The 18,790-nt window shown below is 58.7% G+C and carries 16 protein-coding genes; 8 read left to right on the top strand and 8 right to left on the bottom strand.

The window, feature by feature from the left end:
- Positions 1-38: 38 nt before the first annotated feature.
- Positions 39-665, top strand: a complete 627-nt coding sequence (locus AC0TN7_RS18085) for a glutathione S-transferase family protein (RefSeq protein ID WP_024908678.1) — start codon at positions 39-41, stop codon at positions 663-665.
- Here AC0TN7_RS18085 and AC0TN7_RS18080 read toward each other — a convergent pair whose 3' ends face one another.
- Both AC0TN7_RS18080 and bssR read right to left on the bottom strand, forming a co-directional pair.
- Positions 666-1,784: a PQQ-dependent sugar dehydrogenase gene (locus AC0TN7_RS18080; protein WP_463726932.1), complete on the bottom strand. Its 1,119-nt coding sequence runs from the start codon at positions 1,782-1,784 to the stop codon at positions 666-668.
- A 106-nt stretch (positions 1,785-1,890) separates the two neighbouring features.
- On the bottom strand, positions 1,891-2,274 hold the full coding sequence (gene bssR, locus AC0TN7_RS18075; RefSeq protein ID WP_024908680.1) for a biofilm formation regulator BssR: 384 nt from the start codon (positions 2,272-2,274) through the stop codon (positions 1,891-1,893).
- Positions 2,275-2,478: 204 nt separating this feature from the next.
- Between bssR and AC0TN7_RS18070 the strand changes: the two genes are divergently transcribed.
- Complete coding sequence (locus AC0TN7_RS18070; RefSeq protein ID WP_048990348.1) at positions 2,479-3,396, top strand: LysR family transcriptional regulator; 918 nt, start codon at positions 2,479-2,481, stop codon at positions 3,394-3,396.
- A 353-nt stretch (positions 3,397-3,749) separates the two neighbouring features.
- The gene (gene rimO / locus AC0TN7_RS18065) at positions 3,750-5,075 is read left to right on the top strand and encodes a 30S ribosomal protein S12 methylthiotransferase RimO (protein WP_023335043.1); all 1,326 of its coding nucleotides are present in this window, start codon (positions 3,750-3,752) and stop codon (positions 5,073-5,075) included.
- 59 nt (positions 5,076-5,134) lie between these two features.
- Here the strand turns inward: rimO and gsiD are convergent, their stop codons facing one another.
- The 5 genes from gsiD to iaaA are packed head-to-tail and all read right to left on the bottom strand — an operon-like array spanning position 5,135 to position 11,357.
- Positions 5,135-6,046 carry a glutathione ABC transporter permease GsiD gene (gene gsiD / locus AC0TN7_RS18060; protein WP_024908682.1) on the bottom strand — a complete coding sequence of 304 codons (912 nt, stop codon included), beginning with the start codon at positions 6,044-6,046 and terminating at the stop codon, positions 5,135-5,137.
- A gap of 1 nt (position 6,047) precedes the next feature.
- The gene (gene gsiC, locus AC0TN7_RS18055) at positions 6,048-6,968 is read right to left on the bottom strand and encodes a glutathione ABC transporter permease GsiC (protein ID WP_116343413.1); all 921 of its coding nucleotides are present in this window, start codon (positions 6,966-6,968) and stop codon (positions 6,048-6,050) included.
- Between the two features lie 5 nt (positions 6,969-6,973).
- Positions 6,974-8,512, bottom strand: a complete 1,539-nt coding sequence (gene gsiB / locus AC0TN7_RS18050) for a glutathione ABC transporter substrate-binding protein GsiB (RefSeq protein ID WP_024908684.1) — start codon at positions 8,510-8,512, stop codon at positions 6,974-6,976.
- A gap of 23 nt (positions 8,513-8,535) precedes the next feature.
- The gene (gene gsiA / locus AC0TN7_RS18045; protein ID WP_024908685.1) at positions 8,536-10,407 is read right to left on the bottom strand and encodes a glutathione ABC transporter ATP-binding protein GsiA; all 1,872 of its coding nucleotides are present in this window, start codon (positions 10,405-10,407) and stop codon (positions 8,536-8,538) included.
- An 11-nt stretch (positions 10,408-10,418) separates the two neighbouring features.
- Entirely contained in the window at positions 10,419-11,357 is a 939-nt protein-coding gene (iaaA, locus tag AC0TN7_RS18040) for a beta-aspartyl-peptidase (protein WP_473702321.1), read from the bottom strand.
- Positions 11,358-11,544: 187 nt separating this feature from the next.
- Here iaaA and moeA point away from each other — a divergent pair, with 187 nt between their 5' ends.
- Together moeA and moeB are read left to right on the top strand one after the other, a co-directional pair.
- Positions 11,545-12,777, top strand: coding sequence for a molybdopterin molybdotransferase MoeA (moeA, locus tag AC0TN7_RS18035; protein WP_473702320.1), 1,233 nt, complete (start codon positions 11,545-11,547; stop codon positions 12,775-12,777).
- 1 nt (position 12,778) lies between these two features.
- Positions 12,779-13,531: a molybdopterin-synthase adenylyltransferase MoeB gene (gene moeB, locus AC0TN7_RS18030; protein ID WP_024908688.1), complete on the top strand. Its 753-nt coding sequence runs from the start codon at positions 12,779-12,781 to the stop codon at positions 13,529-13,531.
- Between the two features lie 98 nt (positions 13,532-13,629).
- On the opposite strand, the gene fsa is transcribed toward moeB, so the two are convergent.
- Positions 13,630-14,292 carry a fructose-6-phosphate aldolase gene (gene fsa / locus AC0TN7_RS18025; protein WP_409245071.1) on the bottom strand — a complete coding sequence of 221 codons (663 nt, stop codon included), beginning with the start codon at positions 14,290-14,292 and terminating at the stop codon, positions 13,630-13,632.
- 128 nt (positions 14,293-14,420) lie between these two features.
- On the opposite strand from fsa, the gene AC0TN7_RS18020 reads away from it, so the two are divergent.
- The 3 genes from AC0TN7_RS18020 to AC0TN7_RS18010 all read left to right on the top strand — a co-directional run bounded on the left by AC0TN7_RS18020 (position 14,421) and on the right by AC0TN7_RS18010 (position 18,766).
- Positions 14,421-15,320, top strand: coding sequence for a glycyl-radical enzyme activating protein (locus AC0TN7_RS18020; RefSeq protein ID WP_473702319.1), 900 nt, complete (start codon positions 14,421-14,423; stop codon positions 15,318-15,320).
- 4 nt (positions 15,321-15,324) lie between these two features.
- Positions 15,325-17,757 carry a formate C-acetyltransferase/glycerol dehydratase family glycyl radical enzyme gene (locus AC0TN7_RS18015; RefSeq protein ID WP_473702318.1) on the top strand — a complete coding sequence of 811 codons (2,433 nt, stop codon included), beginning with the start codon at positions 15,325-15,327 and terminating at the stop codon, positions 17,755-17,757.
- 193 nt (positions 17,758-17,950) lie between these two features.
- Positions 17,951-18,766 (top strand): Cof-type HAD-IIB family hydrolase, encoded by an 816-nt coding sequence (locus AC0TN7_RS18010; RefSeq protein WP_148769777.1) that lies wholly within the window; start codon positions 17,951-17,953, stop codon positions 18,764-18,766.
- Positions 18,767-18,790 lie beyond the last annotated feature (24 nt).

Below are 18,790 nucleotides of genomic sequence, written 5' to 3'. Positions count from 1 at the left end.
AAAGGCTGACTCGGATTCACATCTCATCGGGAGTAAATATGATTACGCTGTGGGGCAGAAATAATTCGACCAACGTTAAGAAAGTGCTCTGGACGCTGGAAGAGCTGGATTTACCGTTCAATCAAATCATGGCTGGCATGTCGTTCGGCGTGAACAAAGAGGCAGACTATCTGGCCATGAACCCGAACGGTCTGGTGCCGCTGCTGCGCGATGATGAAACAGACGCGACGCTATGGGAGTCCAACACCATTGTGCGTTACCTCGCCGCGCAGTACGGTCAGGGCCGCCTGTGGGTTGAAAACCCCGCCCGACGCGCTCAGGGCGAAAAGTGGATGGACTGGGCAAACCAGACGTTATCCCCGACCCACCGCGTGATCCTGATGGGGCTTATCCGCACGCCGGAAGCTGAACGCGACTATCCCGCAATTCACGCCGCGCAGGATGCCTGCGAAAATCTGTTTGCGATGATGGATGACGAGCTGGCGAAGCACGCCTGGTTCTCCGGCGAGGCGTTCGGCACAGGCGATATCGCCGTGGCGCCGTTCGTCTGGAACCTGACCAACATGGGTCTGAAGTGGACGCCGCGCCCTCACCTTGAGCGCTGGCTTAAACAGCTGAGCGATCGCCCGGCGTACCGCAACGTGGTGATGATCCCGGTCACCTGATTACGCTCCGGACGGGCTGACTTTCAACAGCTGTCCGTCCGTCTCGTCGGTCAGGACATACAGATACCCATCCGGCCCGACCCGCACATCGCGAATACGCTGGTCCCGGTCGCCCAGAATGCGCCCGTCCTCCGTCACCTTGTTTCCCTCCACGCTCAGCACGATCACGTCCTTCTCCTTCAGCGCCCCAATAAAGAGTTTGTTTTTCCACTGCGGGAAAACGTCGCTGTTGTAGAACGCCATGCCGCTCACCGCGGGTGAGACTTTCCAGACGAACAGCGGCTTCTCGGTACCCTCAACGTGCTCGCCTTTGGCTTCCGGTATTTTCAGGCCGCTGTAGTTAATGCCGTGCGTCGCCAGCGGCCAGCCGTAGTTCTTACCCTTCTCCGGGATGTTGATCTCATCCCCGCCGCGCGGGCCATGCTCGTTCAGCCACAGCGTGTCGCTCCAGGGATTCATCGCCATCCCCTGCGGGTTGCGAATGCCGTAAGACCAGATTTCGGGCCGCGCGCCGGGGGTATTCACAAAGGGGTTATCCGACGGGACTTTCCCGTCTTCGGTGAGGCGCACCACTTTACCCTGCAATTTATCCAGATCCTGCGCCGTCGGACGCTGGTTGTTCTCGCCGAGTCCGATAAAGAGAGAACCTTTGTCGTCAAACACCAGTCGTCCACCAAAATGGTTCCCGGTGGAGAGTTTCGGCATCTGGCGGAACACCACCTGGAAGGCTTCAATACGCGTAAAATCGTCGCTTAACCGGCCATAGCCCACCGCCGTCCCGGCTTTGCCGTCACTCCCTGCTTCGGCGAAGCTCAGCCAGATGCGGCGCGATTTTTCAAAATCCGGGGCGAGGACCACGTCCAGCAATCCTCCCTGACCGTTTGCCCAGACCTTCGGCACACCGATAATCGGATCGGACAACCCTTTTCCGGCCTGCCAGCGTTTGAGCTGGCCGCCCTTCAGGGTCACCAGCAGGCCTTTATTGTCCGGCAGAAACGCCAGAGACCAGGGGTGATCGAGTTTATTTTGCAGCACCTCGACCTTGACCGCCTCTGGCGCAGCAAGAAGCGAAAACGGAATGAACAACACAGGCAGGAAAATCAGCGAGGATCGAGGCATAACGCGCTCCTTTATCGGCATATGGCATAAAGGTTAGCCACTGCATCCGGGCGCGTTACCACTTTTACAAAAGCTTAATCAGAAGGGGGAGTTGCCTCCCCCGGGATCAGTGCTGTTCAAGCTGTTTGTGCTCGTTCAGACACATGATGCATAGAGAGAGCGTTGTCAGGCAGTTTTCAAGCTTCTCCGCGTTTACGGCGATAAAGTTCGGGCAGTCGTGGCGTCCGTTCATCAGACACACCCCTGCAATGGAGAGCACCTCGGCGGCGCGGCGCAGCGCTATTTCTTCACTTTCGCCGCCGTTCGCCTTCAGGGTCGGTGCTTTTTCACGCATGAAATTACACAGTTCAAACAGGTTATCACGCAGATGTTCGCTTTCGCTGACTGACATATACCCTTTTGCCTTCCTCAACTGCAGGTACGCGGCCAGGTCGATTCGGGCGTTGATCAGCTTGTTCAGCAGATCGCGTTTAAGTCTGTCAACGGTCATGCTCTTTCCTCCTCTGTCAGCCATGGTGCATAGTCAGGATAAGTTCATTTTTTGTACAGTTTAATGCCTGGGATCAATTTTTATTAACTGATTAACATAATTTACAATGTTACAACCTCACGCGCAGCGAAGCGCGTTCCGGGGAGCTATGCTACTTTTTTATTAGGCTGAATGGCTTGCAAAATCGCACTCGCAGAGGTGAGTATGGCAGCACTCCCGGTGTCTGAAAAAATATGTTCTCTCTCTAAGGTAGACCTGAATCTTCTCACCATCTTTTGCTTAATCTATAGCGTAGGAAGCATTTCTAAGGTTGCCGATATGCTGGACATATCCGCTTCTGCTGTCAGCCAGTCGCTGCGAAAACTTCGTGAAATGATGGGGGACAACCTCTTTGTCCGCAGCGGCAACATCCTGCTGCCGACGGTGTTTTCAGATGAGCTTTACGATAATACAATCTCGATAATCGATAAGCTCTCCACCCTTCTGCCTGACTCAGTCCCCTCACGTAAGAAGCGCGTGACGCTTTATACAGAATCCTTTATTTCTCCGCTGGTGGTACCGGAATTAACGGAAAAGCTCCTTGAAACGAATTCAGACATTAGTCTGCTGCATCGCACTGAAGACCTGAATGAACAAAAAACCACTGAACTGCTGAACATGCGTCAGGCTGATGTGGTGTTCTCTACATTCTCAGTGGAAAACAGCAACATCCGATGTCAGAAGGTGTGCGATATAGACCTGGTGCTTGTCGCCGCGCAGGATAACCCGCTTTATGGCAGTACTATCGATGAAGAGCTGTTCAGAAATGCCAGCCTGGTGGGCTATAACACTAAAAACGAAAAAATTATTTATTACCGCAGCATCGCTGATAAAAAATTCCGCTCCAGCGAACGCTGTTTACTCACCACCTCGTTTGCTTCCATTCTAATCATTATCGCCAAAACTCCATGTCTGGGGATTATTCCCGAGCGCGCCTTTGCCACTTACTCAGAGATGTACAAGCTCAGACGAGTTGGCACCCCGTTCCCGTTACCGAAATTTAGCATTTACTCCTCATACCGAAAAGAGAGCAATAAATTGCTCTCTACTGTGCTGGATGACCTGCTGGTCCCGACAACTTAGCGGCGCGTTTCAGTTCTGATTTAATTTTTCGCGGATTTAGCCCTGTTGCGACAGCAATATCGGTTAGCTTGACGCCGTGCGCATAAAGGGTTTTAGCCATAGCGACTTTGGACTGGACATACATATCTTTCATTAAGGATCTCACAAGTCATGTTGACAGGGTGAAAGATATCTTTTGATGGTTTTTTAGCCAATTAGCATCGCTTAAAGCCGGGATAAGTAATTCTAAACAGTGTTGCTAAGCAAAGCGGTTGATCCAAACCTGCTGAGATCGCCACAGACCTGTATAAATCCCCCGCGATACGCTGTAAAATCCCGCCCTGATAACTCCATAATTGATGAATTTTTAACCTATGAGCAATGTTACGCACCAGCCGAAAATCGGCTTCGTCTCCCTGGGCTGCCCGAAAAACCTGGTGGATTCAGAACGCATCCTGACCGAACTGCGCACCGAGGGCTATGACGTGGTGCCAAGCTACGACAACGCCGATATGGTGATCGTTAACACCTGCGGGTTTATCGACAGCGCGGTTCAGGAGTCACTGGAAGCCATCGGTGAAGCCCTGACGGAAAACGGCAAAGTGATCGTGACCGGCTGTCTGGGCGCGAAAGAAGACCAGATCCGCGAAGTGCACCCGAAGGTGCTTGAGATCACCGGCCCGCACAGCTACGAGCAGGTGCTGCAACATGTTCATCACTACGTGCCAAAACCCAAGCACAACCCGTTCCTGAGCCTCGTGCCGGAACAGGGCGTGAAGCTGACGCCGCGTCACTACGCGTACCTGAAAATTTCCGAAGGCTGCAACCATCGCTGCACCTTCTGCATCATCCCGTCCATGCGTGGCGATCTGGTGAGCCGTCCCATTGGTGAAGTGCTGGCGGAAGCCAAACGTCTGGCCGACGCGGGCGTGAAGGAGCTGCTGGTCATCTCCCAGGACACCTCGGCCTACGGTGTAGACGTTAAACACCGCTCCGGTTTCCACAACGGCGAGCCGGTGAAAACCAGCATGGTGGGCCTGTGTGAGCAGCTGTCCAAACTCGGTATCTGGACGCGTCTGCACTACGTCTACCCGTACCCGCACGTTGACGACGTCATCCCGCTGATGGCGGAAGGCAAAATTCTGCCGTACCTGGATATCCCGCTGCAGCACGCCAGCCCGCGCATTCTGAAGCTGATGAAGCGTCCTGGCTCCGTTGACCGCCAGCTGGCGCGCATCAAGCAGTGGCGCGAGATCTGCCCGGATCTGACCCTGCGCTCCACCTTCATCGTCGGCTTCCCGGGTGAAACCGAAGAAGACTTCCAGATGCTGCTCGACTTCCTGAAAGAAGCGCGTCTGGACCGCGTTGGCTGCTTCAAGTACAGCCCGGTAGAAGGCGCAACCGCCAACGAGCTGGCGGACCAGGTGCCGGAAGAGGTGAAAGAAGAGCGCTGGAACCGCTTCATGCAGCTGCAGCAGCAGATCTCTGCTGAGCGTCTGCAGGAAAAAGTGGGCCGCGAGATCATGGTTATCATCGACGAAGTGGATGAAGAAGGCGCGATTGGCCGCAGCATGGCCGATGCCCCTGAAATCGACGGTGCGGTGTACCTGAACGGCGAAACCAGCGTTAAGCCGGGTGATATTATTCGCGTGAAGGTTGAAAACGCGGATGAGTATGACCTGTGGGGTAGCCGGGTTTAATCTCCCCCTCTGTAGTAGGCCGGGTAAGGCGTAGCCGCCACCCGGCACATTTCACAGCACTACCCCTTTATCCTCGGATCCAGCGCGTCGCGCAGCCCGTCACCCAGCAAATTAAACGCCAGCACGGTCAGGAAAATCGCCAGACTCGGGAAGATCGCCACGTGCGGGGCAATCACCATATCTGCCCTCGCCTCGTTCAGCATCGCGCCCCACTCCGGTGTCGGAGGCTGTGCGCCTAACCCCAGAAACGACAGGCTGGCGGCCGAGATAATCGACACGCCGATACGCATGGTGAAATAGACCACGATGGACGACACCGTTCCCGGCAGAATATGGCTGAAGAGAATGGTGGCGTCGCTGGCCCCCATACTGCGGGCCGACTCGATAAAGGTCTGTTGTTTCAGCACCAGCGTGTTGCCGCGCACAAGACGAGCAAACGCCGGAATCGAAAACACAGCAACCGCAATGATGACGTTTGCCATGCCGCTGCCCATGATCGCCACCACGGCAATTGCCAGCAAAATACCGGGAAAAGCAAACAGCACGTCGCAGATGCGCATGATGATGCGATCCCACCAGCCTTCGTAATACCCGGCAACGAGACCCAGCACGGTACCGATGGCCGCGCCGATCAGCACCGCGAACACCCCGGCGGCAAGCGAGATCTGCGCCCCCACCAGCACGCGGCTAAAGATATCGCGCCCGAGGGAGTCCACGCCGAACCAGTGCAGCATCGACGGTCCGTCGTTCAGACGGTCGTAGTCAAAATAGTTTTCCGCATCAAACGGCGCCACCCACGGCGCAATCACCGCCACCGCAATTAGCAGCAGCACAAACAGCCCCGCGGTCATCGCGACCGGCTGACGGCGAAAACGCCGCCAGAATTCAGACCACGGGGTGCGGACGTGGTCCGGTTTTAGACCCGGCATCGCGTTTAAAACGGCCTGACGTCGCCAGTTCAACAATCGCATCTTACTTGTACCTGATGGCCGGGTTAATGGCGGCATAGAGCACATCCACCACTAAGTTGATAAGAATAAACTCCAGCGAGAAAAGCAGGACTTCCGCCTGAATCACCGGGTAGTCGCGCATCTCGACGGAATCGACCAGCAGGCGTCCCAGCCCCGGCCAGTTGAAGACCTTTTCCACCACGATAGAGCCGCCCAGCAGGAAGCCAAACTGCAGTCCCATCATCGTCACCACCGGGATCATCGCATTGCGGAACCCGTGCTTGAGAATGACCCACTTCTCGCTGACCCCTTTCGCCCGCGCGGTGCGAATATAATCTTCGCTCAGCACGTCAACGAACGAGGCGCGGGTAAAGCGGGCCATCACCGCCGACACGGCAGCCCCCAGCGTCATGGAAGGCAGAATGTAATGCTTCCAGGTATCGGCCCCGACGGTCGGCAGCCAGCCCAGTTCGACGGAGAAGATCTGCATCAGCAGCATCCCCAGCGCGAACGCCGGGAAGGAGATGCCGGTCACCGCCAGCGCCATGCCGAGCTTGTCCGGCCAGCGGTTGCGCCAGACGGCCGCGACAATCCCGGCGCCCAGCCCAAACACGACCGCCCAGCTCATACTGGCAATCGTTAACCAGAACGTCGGCATAAAGCGGCTGGCAATCTCCTCCGACACCGGACGGCGCGATACCATCGAGATACCAAAATCGCCCTGCAGAACGTTGCAGATATAATGGATGAACTGCATATACAGCGGCTGGTCGAGGCCAAGCTGCTTACGCACCAGGTCAATAACGGTAGCATCCGCTTCAGGCCCGGCAACCAGACGCGCCGGATCGCCCGGCAGCATATGGACAAACAAAAACACCAGGACCGCCACAATCAGCAGCGTCGGGATAAGCCCCAGCAGGCGTTTACACACATAATTCAGCATGAGGTTTATTTTAAATCCGCATCGTCAAAGCTAAAGCCCGTATCCGGCATAATGTAGAACCCGGTCAACGCTTTATTATGGGCTGACACCAGTTTCTCTACCACCAGCGGCACCCACGGCGACTCTTTCCAGATGATGTCCTGCGCGTCCTTGTAGAGACGTGCTTTCTCCTCCGGCTTGGTGGTTTTCAGGGCATCGGCCAGGTCTTTGTCCACCTGCGGGTTGCTGTAAAACGCGGTGTTGAACAGGGTTGGCGGCCAGTTCTGCGAGGCAAACAGCGGCGACAGCGCCCAGTCTGCTTCACCGGTCGAGGCCGACCAGCCGGTATAGAACATCCGCACGCCGCTCTCTTTCTGTCCTTTCCCCTCCACCTCTGCCGCACGCTGCCCGGCATCCATCGCGGTCACCTGCGCCTTGATGCCGACCTGCGCCAGCTGCTGCTGGGTAAACTGCAGCACCTTCTGAGCGGTACTGTGATTATGCGAGGACCACAGCGTGGTGCTGAAGCCGTTCGGGAAGCCCGCCTCTTTCAGCAGCTCGCGCGCTTTGGCCGGATCGTACGGCCACGGCTGATAGCTTTGCGCATAGGCGATAGCCGGCGGCAGCACGCCGGTGGCCGGAGTGGCATAGCCCGCAAAGGCGACCTTCACCAGCGCCTGACGGTTAATGGCGTAGTTGATGGCCTCACGCACCTTCGGGTTATCGAACGGCTTTTGCGTGACGTTCATGCTGATGTAACGCTGCATGATCGACGGGCTGGCGACCAGCTCCAGCTTGCTGTTTTTCTGCAGAATGGCGGCCTGCTCATACGGGATCGGGAAGGCAAACTGCGCCTCGCCGGTTTGCAGCATCGCCGCGCGGGTATTGTTGTCCACCACCGGGCGCCAGGTGATGGTATCGAGCTTCGGCAGCCCCTGCTGCCAGTATCCGGCGAATTTCTTCACCTTCACAAAATCGGTCTGGTTCCAGGTGAGCAGTTCGTAAGGGCCGGTGCCAACGGGGTGGAAGCCGATCTCCTTGCCGTATTTCTTCAGCGCGGCAGGGGAAATCATCGCCGTTGCCGGATGCGCCAGAATATTGATAAACGCGGAGAACGGCTCTTTCAGGGTGATTTTTACCGTTGCCGGGTCGACCACCTCGGTGCTGGCGATATTTTTATACAGGTTATAGCGCTTGAGGCTATTTTCCGGATTGCTGGCGCGATCGAGGTTAACCTTCACCGCCTCCGCATTGAAATCTGTCCCATCCTGGAACTTCACGCCGGTCCTGAGCTTGATGGTATACACCAGTCCGTCGTCGGACACGGTGTACCCCTCCGCCAGCACGTTTTTGAGCTTCATCTCTTTATCCAGGCCAAACAGGCCCTGGTAGAACGATTTCGCCACCGCCTGAGAGAGCGTGTCGTTGGCGTCATACGGATCGAGCGTGGTGAAATTGGAGCCGACGGCGACCACCACATCTTTGGCAGCGAACGCGGGGGCAGCGGCCAGGGCTGCCGTCACGCTCGCGGCTAACAACCATCTACTCGCTACAAATGTAACCATTGTGTTCTCCTGCCTGTTGAAAGTTATAACCGCGAAAAGGCATTGTCCTGACGCGGGGGCGCCACGAAATGACCCGGACTGACCTCGCGCAGCGTCACGCGCTCCACGGCCTCGCCGCGCTTACGAATATTGCTCGGCATTTCATCCTGCAGCAGCACGCGCTGGCCGTGACGATGCGCGGGATCGGCTACCGGGACCGCCGCGATGAGCTTGCGGGTGTACGGGTGCTGTGGGTTCTCAAACACCGCTCTTCGCGGACCAATTTCCACGATTTGCCCCATAAACATCACCGCCACGCGATGGCTGATGCGCTCGACCACCGCCATGTCGTGCGAGATAAACAGAAAGGCAATGCCCATATCCCGCTGTAAATCCAGCAATAAGTTGATGATCTGCGCCCGGATAGAGACATCCAGCGCCGAGACGGACTCATCGGCAATCACCACTTTCGGGTTTAGCGCCAGCGCGCGGGCGATGCAGATACGCTGCCGCTGTCCGCCGGAAAACTCGTGCGGATAACGCCAGGCATGCTCCGGCTTCAGGCCGACGCGCTCCAGCAGCCAGGCCACGCGACGCTGTGCCGCTTCGCCGTCGAGCAGGTTATGTACCCGCAGCGGCTCCATGATCGAATACCCCACCGTATGGCGCGGATCGAGGGAGGCATAGGGATCCTGGAAAATAAACTGAATATCTCGCCGCACCGCCTGCAGCCTGCTGTCCGGAAGGGTATCAATGCGCTCACCGTTAAAGGTAATGCTGCCTTCCTGTGACTCCACCAGACGGAGCAACGCGCGTCCGGTGGTAGATTTACCGCAGCCGGACTCCCCCACCAGCGCCAGCGTTTCACCCGGCCAGAGATCGAAACTGACGTTTTCCACCGCGTGCACTTCGCGCTTCACCCGGTTCAGTACGCCGCTGCGCAGCGGAAAGCGGGTGACTAAATCGCGCACTTCCAGAATGGGCTTACCCGGCACCACGGTGTCCTGCTCGCGCTCATCCTCCTGCTGCTCAGACGCCTCGAGAGAAATCAGGGGGAAGCGGCGCGGCAAATCGCTACCGTTCATCGCCCCCAGACGCGGAACCGCCGCCAGCAGCGCTTTGGTGTAAGGATGCGCGGGCGCGTGAAAAATCTGTTCAACCGGTCCGGTTTCCACCGCGCTGCCCTTGTGCATCACCAGCACCCGATCGGCGATATCGGCGACCACGCCCATATCGTGGGTGATGAAAATCACCCCCATCTCCATCTCCTGCTGCAGCACCTTGATGAGCTGCAGGATCTGCGCCTGAATCGTCACGTCCAGCGCCGTCGTCGGTTCATCGGCGATCAGCACCGCCGGACGGCAGGAGAGCGCCATGGCAATCATCACCCGCTGTCGCATGCCGCCGGAAAGCTGATGCGGATAGCGGCTCAGGATGGCCTGCGCCTCCGGAATGCGCACCAGCTCCAGCATCCGTCGGGCCTCTTTGAGCGCTTCATCGCCGCTCAGCCCCTGATGCAGGCGGATGGACTCGGCAATTTGCTCCCCGACCGGGAACACCGGGTTCAGGGAGGTCATCGGCTCCTGGAAGATCATCGCAATATCCGCCCCGCGCACGCTCTGCATCTGCGAACCGCTTAGCTCATTTAAATCAATGACCTGACGATTGCGGCGGCGCAGGAGCATTTTCTCGCTGCTGATTTGCCCGCCCGTCTGTTCCAGCAGGCGCATCAGCGCCAGCGCGGTAACCGATTTCCCGGAGCCGGACTCGCCAACAATCGCCAGCGTCTCGCCGCGCCTGAGCGTGAACGATAAATTCTGTACTGCGGGGATGAACTGCCGCTCTTCCTGAAACGCAATATCGAGCTGATGGACAGCCAGCACTTCGCGGTTGTCCAGTTCTTCACTGTGCGGCACGCGCTGCCCCCTTATTCACGATAGATGCCCGTGCTCGGTTCATCACCGGCATAACCCCAGGCGCGATACATGCCTTCGCTGTTGAACGGCAGTGCCACGTTGCCCTCACGATCCACCGCAATGAGTCCGCCGACGCCGCCCAGGGCAGGCAGTTTTTCCATTACCACGCGCTCGCAGGCCTCGCTCAGGCTTAAGCCGCCGTAATCCATCAGCGCGGTGATGTCGTAGGCCGCGAGGGCGCGGATAAACACTTCCCCGGTTCCGGTACACGACACCGCCGCCGTCGCGTTATTGGCATAGCAGCCGGCGCCCGGCAGCGGGCTGTCGCCGACGCGTCCGGGAAGCTTGTTGGTCATCCCGCCCGTTGACGTCGCCGCCGCGAGGTTCCCGGCTTTATCCAGCGCCACCGCGCCGACCGTGCCCATTTTGGTGGTTTCATCAAGCGGCGCACTGTGGTCAAGCTGCGTCATGCCCGCCGAACGGGCTTCCAGCAGCTGCTGATAGCGCGCTTCCGTGGAAAACAGATCCGGCGATACCGGCTCCATTCCGTGTTCGAAGGCAAACCTCTCCGCCCCCGCGCCCGTCAGCAGCACGTGCGGACTCGCTTCCATCACCAGACGCGCGGCCAGCACCGGGTTACGCAGGTGGCTGACGCCCGCCACAACCCCCGCTTTCAGGGTGACGCCGTCCATCACGCAGGCATCCAGCTCGTGCGTTTCATCCCGGGTAAAGACCGAACCGATCCCCGCATTAAATAACGGGCACTCTTCCAGCAGGCGCACCGCCTCGGTGACCACGTCCAGCGCGCTTTCGCCCGCTTCCAGCATTCTCTGGCCCGTTTCCACAATGGCGTACAGCGCGTCGATGTAACGTTTTTCCTGCTCAGGCGTGAGCTGTGCTCGGGTGATTGCCCCGGCCCCGCCATGAATTGCGATTACCGCCTTAACCATTCGCATCACCCGTTAGCCTGTTTTGCGGCTTTTTCTATAAATATCATTATCGTCGACGAAACTTCAGATGATTTTTGAATATAGAAAGACGTAACAGTGATGTAAAGCGTGCACCCTTCGGTCATACAGTTAGCCGCACTTTTCTGCCATAATGAGCGCTTTCGTTGTTACTCCGCAGGAGCCTACCATGGATTTTACCGCCGGACTGATGCCGCTTGAGACGGCACTCACGCAGATGCTTGACCGAGTTTCCCCGCTGCATGACGTTGAGACGCTGCCCCTCGTGCGCTGTTTTGGCCGTATTGCCGCGCGCAATATCGTCTCTCCGCTTAACGTGCCGGGGTTTGATAACTCCGCGATGGACGGTTACGCGGTACGCCTGGCGGATCTCCAGACGGGTAACGCCCTGCCGGTGGCGGGTAAAGCCTTTGCGGGTCAGCCGTTTAGCGGTGAATGGCCTGCGGGCACCTGCGTGCGCATTATGACCGGCGCACCGGTTCCGGCAGGCTGCGACGCCGTGGTGATGCAGGAAGAGACCGAACAGACCGACGACAGCGTGCGTTTTACCGCGAGCGTCAAAGCGGGCCAGAACATCCGCCGTACCGGCGAGGACATTACCCTCGGCGCGACGGTCTTTGCTGCCGGACAGAAGCTGACGGTGGCGGAGCTGCCGGTCCTGGCCTCGCTCGGCATCGCGGACATCGACGTTATCCGTAAAGTGCGCGTTGCCGTTTTCTCCACCGGCGACGAGCTACAGCTTCCGGGGCAGCCGCTGCAGGACGGCCAGATTTACGATACCAACCGCCTGGCGGTACACCTGATGCTGGAGCAGCTGGGCTGCGACGTGATTAACCTCGGCATCATTCCTGACGATCCGGAAAAACTGCGCGCCGCGTTTATCGAGGCGGATAACGCAGCCGACGTGGTCATCAGCTCCGGCGGCGTCTCCGTGGGCGAAGCGGATTACACCAAAACCATCCTCGAGGAGCTGGGTGAGATCGGCTTCTGGAAGCTGGCGATCAAGCCGGGCAAACCGTTCGCGTTTGGCAAGCTTTCACACAGCTGGTTCTGCGGCCTGCCGGGTAACCCGGTCTCGGCGGCACTCACCTTCTACCAGCTGGTGATCCCGCTGCTGGCGAAGCTTTCCGGCAACAATGCTAACCCGCTGCCGGAACGCCAGCGCGTTCGTGCCGCCACGCGCCTGAAAAAATCACCGGGCCGCCTCGATTTCCAGCGCGGCATTCTGGCGCGCAACGCGGACGGCGAGCTCGAAGTGAGCACCACCGGGCACCAGGGCTCGCACATTTTCAGCTCCTTCAGCCAGGGCAACTGCTTTATCGTGCTGGAGCGCGAGCGCGGTAACGTGGAAGCCGGCGAGTGGGTTGAGGTAGAACGTTTTAACCACCTGTTCGGAGGCTGACATGACGGTGGAGCTGAGCGACCCGGAGATGATGCGCTACAACCGCCAGATTGTGCTGCGCGGATTCGATTTCGAGGGCCAGGAAGCGCTCAAGGCAGCCAGCGTACTGGTTGTCGGTCTGGGCGGTCTGGGCTGCGCCGCCGCGCAGTATCTTGCCGCGGCGGGCGTGGGAAAAATGACGCTGCTGGATTTCGATACCGTATCGGTCTCGAACCTGCAGCGCCAGACGCTGCACAGCGACGCGACGGTGGGCCAGCCGAAAGTGGAATCCGCCCGCACGGCGCTGACGCGCATCAACCCCCACGTTCAGTTCACGTTGATTGATGCAATGCTGGATGACGACGCGTTGTCCGCGCAGATTGCGCAGCACGACCTGGTGCTGGACTGCACGGATAACGTCGCCGTCCGCAACCAGCTGAACGCGGGCTGTTTTGCCCACAAAATTCCACTGGTCTCCGGCGCGGCGATCCGCATGGAGGGGCAAATCAGCGTCTTCACGTACGCCGAGGGTGAACCCTGCTATCGCTGCCTGAGCCGTCTGTTTGGCGAGAATGCGCTGACCTGCGTTGAGGCGGGCGTGATGGCGCCGCTCGTCGGCGTGATTGGCTCATTGCAGGCAATGGAAGCGATCAAAGTGCTGGCGAACTACGGCACGCCCGCAGCGGGGAAAATCGTGATGTATGACGCGATGACCTGCCAGTTCCGCGAGATGAAGCTGATGCGTAACCCGGGGTGTGAGGTTTGCGGAGGGTAAACCCTGCTGCGGCCTGATGCCCTCACCCCGGCCCTCTCCCACAGGGAGAGGGAGAAAACCGTAGGCCGGGTAAGCGTCAGCGCCACCCGGCAACCGCGTCAGATCGACGTCCGTCCAAACGCCCCCTGCCAGTCCTGCTCAAACTTCACGATCGCCGCATCCACTGCCGGAGAGGTAATAAACTGCTGCGCCACGTCCAGAGGCAGCGTGATGGACTCGCACCCTGCCAGCAGGCAGTCCAGCGCCTGACGCGGGGTTTTAAAGCTCGCGGCCAGCACCTTTGACTGCGGGGCGTGCAGCGTCAGCAGCTGCTGTAATTCAACCACGGTCTGGATCCCGTCCCCGCCCTGCGCGTCCACGCGGTTAACGTAAGGCGCCACATACTCGGCACCCGCCAGCGCGGAGAGCATCCCCTGCGCGGCGCCGTACACCGCCGTGCCCAGCGTCGGGATGCCTTCCGCTTTCAGCATCTTGATTGCCGCCAGCCCCTCTGCGGTCACCGGCACTTTCACCACCAGATCGTTAATGATGGCGCGCAGCTTACGCGCGTCCTCCACCATCCCTTCGGCGGTGGTCGCCATTACCTGAGCGAACAGACGACCTTTACCACCCAGCGCGTCGTGCAGCGCGGGCAGCAACACGTCCAGCGGCGTTTTACCTGCCGCCACAATGCTTGGGTTGGTGGTCACGCCCGCCAGCGGGAAGATACGCGCCAGCTTTTTGACTGCCGCAACGTCAGATGTGTCGAGATAAAGTTCCATGATGTCACCCTCAAAATTAGCCTGCACTTACCCTATCACGACAAAACCTGCTCAAGAGTTGACCTGCATCAAGATAACTTTCATTCGAAAGTAATTTAATATTCATATGCAAGATGAGAGGCGAAATCATGATCTTCAATATTCAGCGTTACTCTACCCACGATGGCCCCGGCATTCGAACCGTGGTGTTCCTGAAAGGCTGCTCGCTGGGCTGTCGCTGGTGCCAGAACCCGGAAAGCCGCTCCCGCAGCCGGGACGTGCTGTTTGATGCGCGCCTGTGTCTGGACGGCTGCGACCTGTGCCAGCAGGCGGCACCGGACTGTATCGAACGTGCGCTGAACGGGATGGTCATTCATCGTGAGAAATTAAGTGAAGAGACGCTTAATGCCCTGACCGACTGCTGCCCGACGCAGGCGCTGACCGTCTGCGGTGAAGAGCAGCAGGTCGAGGAGATCATGGCGACCGTACTGCGCGATAAACCCTTCTACGACCGCAGCGGCGGCGGGATCACCCTCTCCGGCGGCGAACCGTTTATGAACCCTGAACTGGCGCAGGCCCTGTTTAAAGCCAGCCATGACCAGGGTATCCACACCGCCGTCGAAACCTGCCTTCACGTGCCGTGGCATTATATCGAGTCGTCATTACCCTACGTCGATCTGTTCCTCGCCGACCTGAAGCACGTCGATGGTGACGTGTTCAAACAGTGGACGGACGGTTCGGCTAAGCGCATCCTGGACAACCTGAAACGCCTGGCCGCTGCCGGGAAAAAAATCACCATCCGCGTGCCGCTGATCCAGGGCTTCAACGCGGATGAAGCCTCCATCACCGCCATTACCAACTTCGCTGCCGATGAACTCGGCGTCCACGATATTCATTTTCTGCCGTATCACACGCTGGGCATGAACAAATACACCCTGCTCGGCCAACCCTACTCTGCCCCTGACAAACCGCTGGATAACCCTGCCCTGCTGGACTTCGCGCAGCAGTACGCCTGCCAGAAAGGGTTAACCGCGACCTTACGAGGATAAACCTATGACAACCCTGAATCTCAATACCCTCAGCGAGCGCATTAAGGCGCACAAAACGGCGCTGGTGCATATCGTTAAGCCGCCGGTCTGTACCGAGCGCGCGCAGCATTACACCGAAATGTACCAGCAGCACATGGACAAGCCGATCCCGGTCCGTCGCGCCCTGGCGCTGGCCCATCACCTGGCCGAGCGTACCATCTGGATCAAACACGACGAGCTGATTATTGGTAACCAGGCAAGCGAAGTGCGCGCAGCACCGATCTTCCCGGAATACACCGTCTCCTGGATTGAAAAAGAGATCGACGACCTGGCGGATCGCCCGGGCGCGGGCTTTGCGGTGAGCGAAGAGAACAAGCGCGTCCTGCACGAGATCTGCCCGTGGTGGCGCGGCCAGACGGTGCAGGACCGCTGCTACGGCATGTTCACCGACGAGCAGAAAGGCCTGCTGGACACCGGCATTATCAAAGCCGAAGGCAACATGACTTCCGGCGACGCGCACCTGGCGGTGAACTTCCCACTGGTGCTGGAGAAAGGTCTCGACGGCCTGCGCGCCAAAGTGGCCGAGCGCCGCTCGCGCATCAACCTGACGGTGCTGGAAGACCTGCACGGCGATCAGTTCCTGAAGGCAATTGATATCGTGCTGGAAGCGGTGAGCCTGCACATCAAACGCTTCGCCGATCTGGCGCGCGAGATGGCCTCAACCGAAACCCGCGCAAGCCGCCGCGACGAGCTGCTGGCGATGGCAGAAAACTGCGACGTGATTGCTCACGAGCCGCCAAAAACCTTCTGGCAGGCGCTGCAGCTGTGCTACTTCATTCAGCTGATCCTGCAGATTGAGTCCAACGGCCACTCCGTCTCCTTCGCGCGTATGGATCAGTATCTCTATCCGTACTACCGCCGCGACGTGGAGCTGAACCAGAGCCTCGACCGCGAACACGCCATCGAGCTGCTGCACAGCTGCTGGCTGAAGCTGCTGGAAGTGAACAAGATCCGCTCCGGCTCGCACTCCAAGGCTTCCGCCGGTAGCCCGCTGTACCAGAACGTCACCATCGGCGGCCAGAAGCTGGTCAACGGTGAGCCGATGGACGCGGTGAACCCGCTCTCGTACGCGATTCTGGAATCCTGCGGCCGTCTGCGCTCCACCCAGCCGAACCTGAGCGTGCGCTATCACGCGGGCATGAGCAACGACTTCCTCGACGCCTGCGTGCAGGTGATCCGCTGCGGCTTCGGGATGCCGGCGTTCAACAACGACGAAATCGTGATCCCGGAATTCATCAAGCTCGGCATTGAGCGCGACGACGCCTACGACTACGCGGCGATTGGCTGCATCGAAACCGCGGTGGGCGGCAAGTGGGGCTACCGCTGCACCGGCATGAGCTTTATCAACTTCGCCCGCGTCATGCTGGCGGCGCTGGAAGGCGGGCGCGACGCCACCAGCGGCAAGGTGTTCCTGCCGCAGGAAAAAGCGCTCTCTGCCGGTAACTTCAACAATTTCGACGAGGTGATGGCGGCGTGGGATACCCAGATCCGCTACTACACCCGTAAATCCATCGAGATTGAGTACGTGGTGGACACCATGCTGGAAGAGAACGTCCACGATATTCTCTGCTCGGCGCTGGTGGACGACTGCATCGAGCGCGCGAAAAGCATCAAGCAGGGCGGCGCGAAGTATGACTGGGTCTCCGGCCTGCAGGTGGGCATCGCCAACCTCGGCAACAGCCTGGCGGCGGTGAAGAAGCTGGTGTTCGAGCAGGGCGTCATCGGTCAACAGCAGCTGGCGGCCGCCCTGGCGGATGACTTCGACGGGCTGACCCACGAGCAGCTGCGTCAGCGCCTGATCAACGGCGCGCCGAAGTACGGCAACGACGACGACAGCGTGGATATGCTGCTGACCCGTGCCTATCAGACCTACATTGAAGAGCTGAAGCAGTACCACAACCCGCGCTATGGCCGCGGCCCGATTGGCGGTAACTATTACGCGGGCACCTCTTCCATTTCCGCGAACGTGCCGTTTGGCGCGGCGACGATGGCGACGCCAGACGGACGTAAGGCGCACACCCCGCTGGCGGAAGGGGCAAGCCCGGCTTCCGGTACCGATCACCTCGGCCCGACAGCGGTGATCGGGTCGGTGGGTAAACTGCCTACCGAGGCGATTCTCGGCGGCGTGCTGCTGAACCAGAAGCTGAATCCGTCAACGCTGGAAAACGACAGCGATCGCCAGAAGCTGATGGTGCTGCTGCGCACCTTCTTCGAGGTGCACAAAGGCTGGCATATTCAGTACAACATCGTCTCCCGCGACACGCTGCTGGAGGCGAAGAAACACCCTGACCAGTATCGTGACCTGGTGGTGCGCGTCGCGGGCTACTCGGCGTTCTTCACCGCCCTGTCGCCGGATGCGCAGGATGATATTATTGCCCGCACTGAGCATACGCTGTAACGGTGTATCCCCTAAGGGGAAATGCGCACGCTGATGCCCTCACCCCGGCCCTCTCCCACGGGGAGAGGGAGAAAACACTAAAAACGGCAACCTCGGTTGCCGTTTTGCTTTTACTTTCGAATGAAATTAAATTTGTGCTCCCCGTCACCTTGTTATTAGAATGTTTCAAAACGCAGTGACCCAGGAGCACAGTATGACCGTTAAAGTTATCGTCACCGATATGGACGGAACTTTTCTTGATGATGCCAAGCAGTACGATCGTGACCGCTTCCAGGCACAGTTTGAGCAGCTTAAAGCCCGCGACATTGAATTCGTTGTCGCCAGCGGCAATCAGTATTACCAGCTCATCTCCTTCTTTCCGGAGCTGAAAGACAGGATCTCCTTCGTGGCGGAAAACGGCGCGCTGGTGTTCGATCGCGGGGAGCAAATTTTTCACGGCGAGCTGACCCGCCATGAATCGCAGATCGTCATTGGCGAACTGCTGAAAGATAAAGGGCTGAACTTCGTGGCCTGCGGGCTGGAGAGTGCCTACGTGAGCGACAAAGCCCCTGAAGCGTTCGTGGCGCTGATGTCAAAGCACTACCATCGCTTAAAGCGCATCAGCGATTACCGTGAAATTGACGACGTGCTGTTTAAGTTCTCCCTGAACCTGCCGGACAGCGATATCCCTAACCTGGTGGATAAGCTGCACGTCTCCCTGGACGGCATCATGAAGCCCGTCACCAGCGGCTTTGGCTTTGTGGATTTGATTATCCCCGGGCTGCACAAAGCTAACGGCATCAGCCGTCTGCTGAAGCGCTGGAAAATCTCCCCGCAGGAGTGCGTGGCCATTGGCGACAGCGGCAACGATGCCGAGATGCTGAAGCTGGTGAAATATTCCTTTGCGATGGGCAACGCGGCGGAAAGCATCAAAGAAATCAGCCGCTACAGCACCGACGACAACAACCATCAGGGCGCGCTGAACGTTATTCAGGCCGTGCTCGACAACCACTCCCCGTTCGACGCCTGATCCTCTCCTCGCCGGAGCCTGGCT

This window comes from Enterobacter sp. PL_is511 (assembly GCF_055816065.1).
Note: the sequence above shows the minus strand (reverse complement) of the source record. Positions and strands in the feature narration are given on the sequence as shown.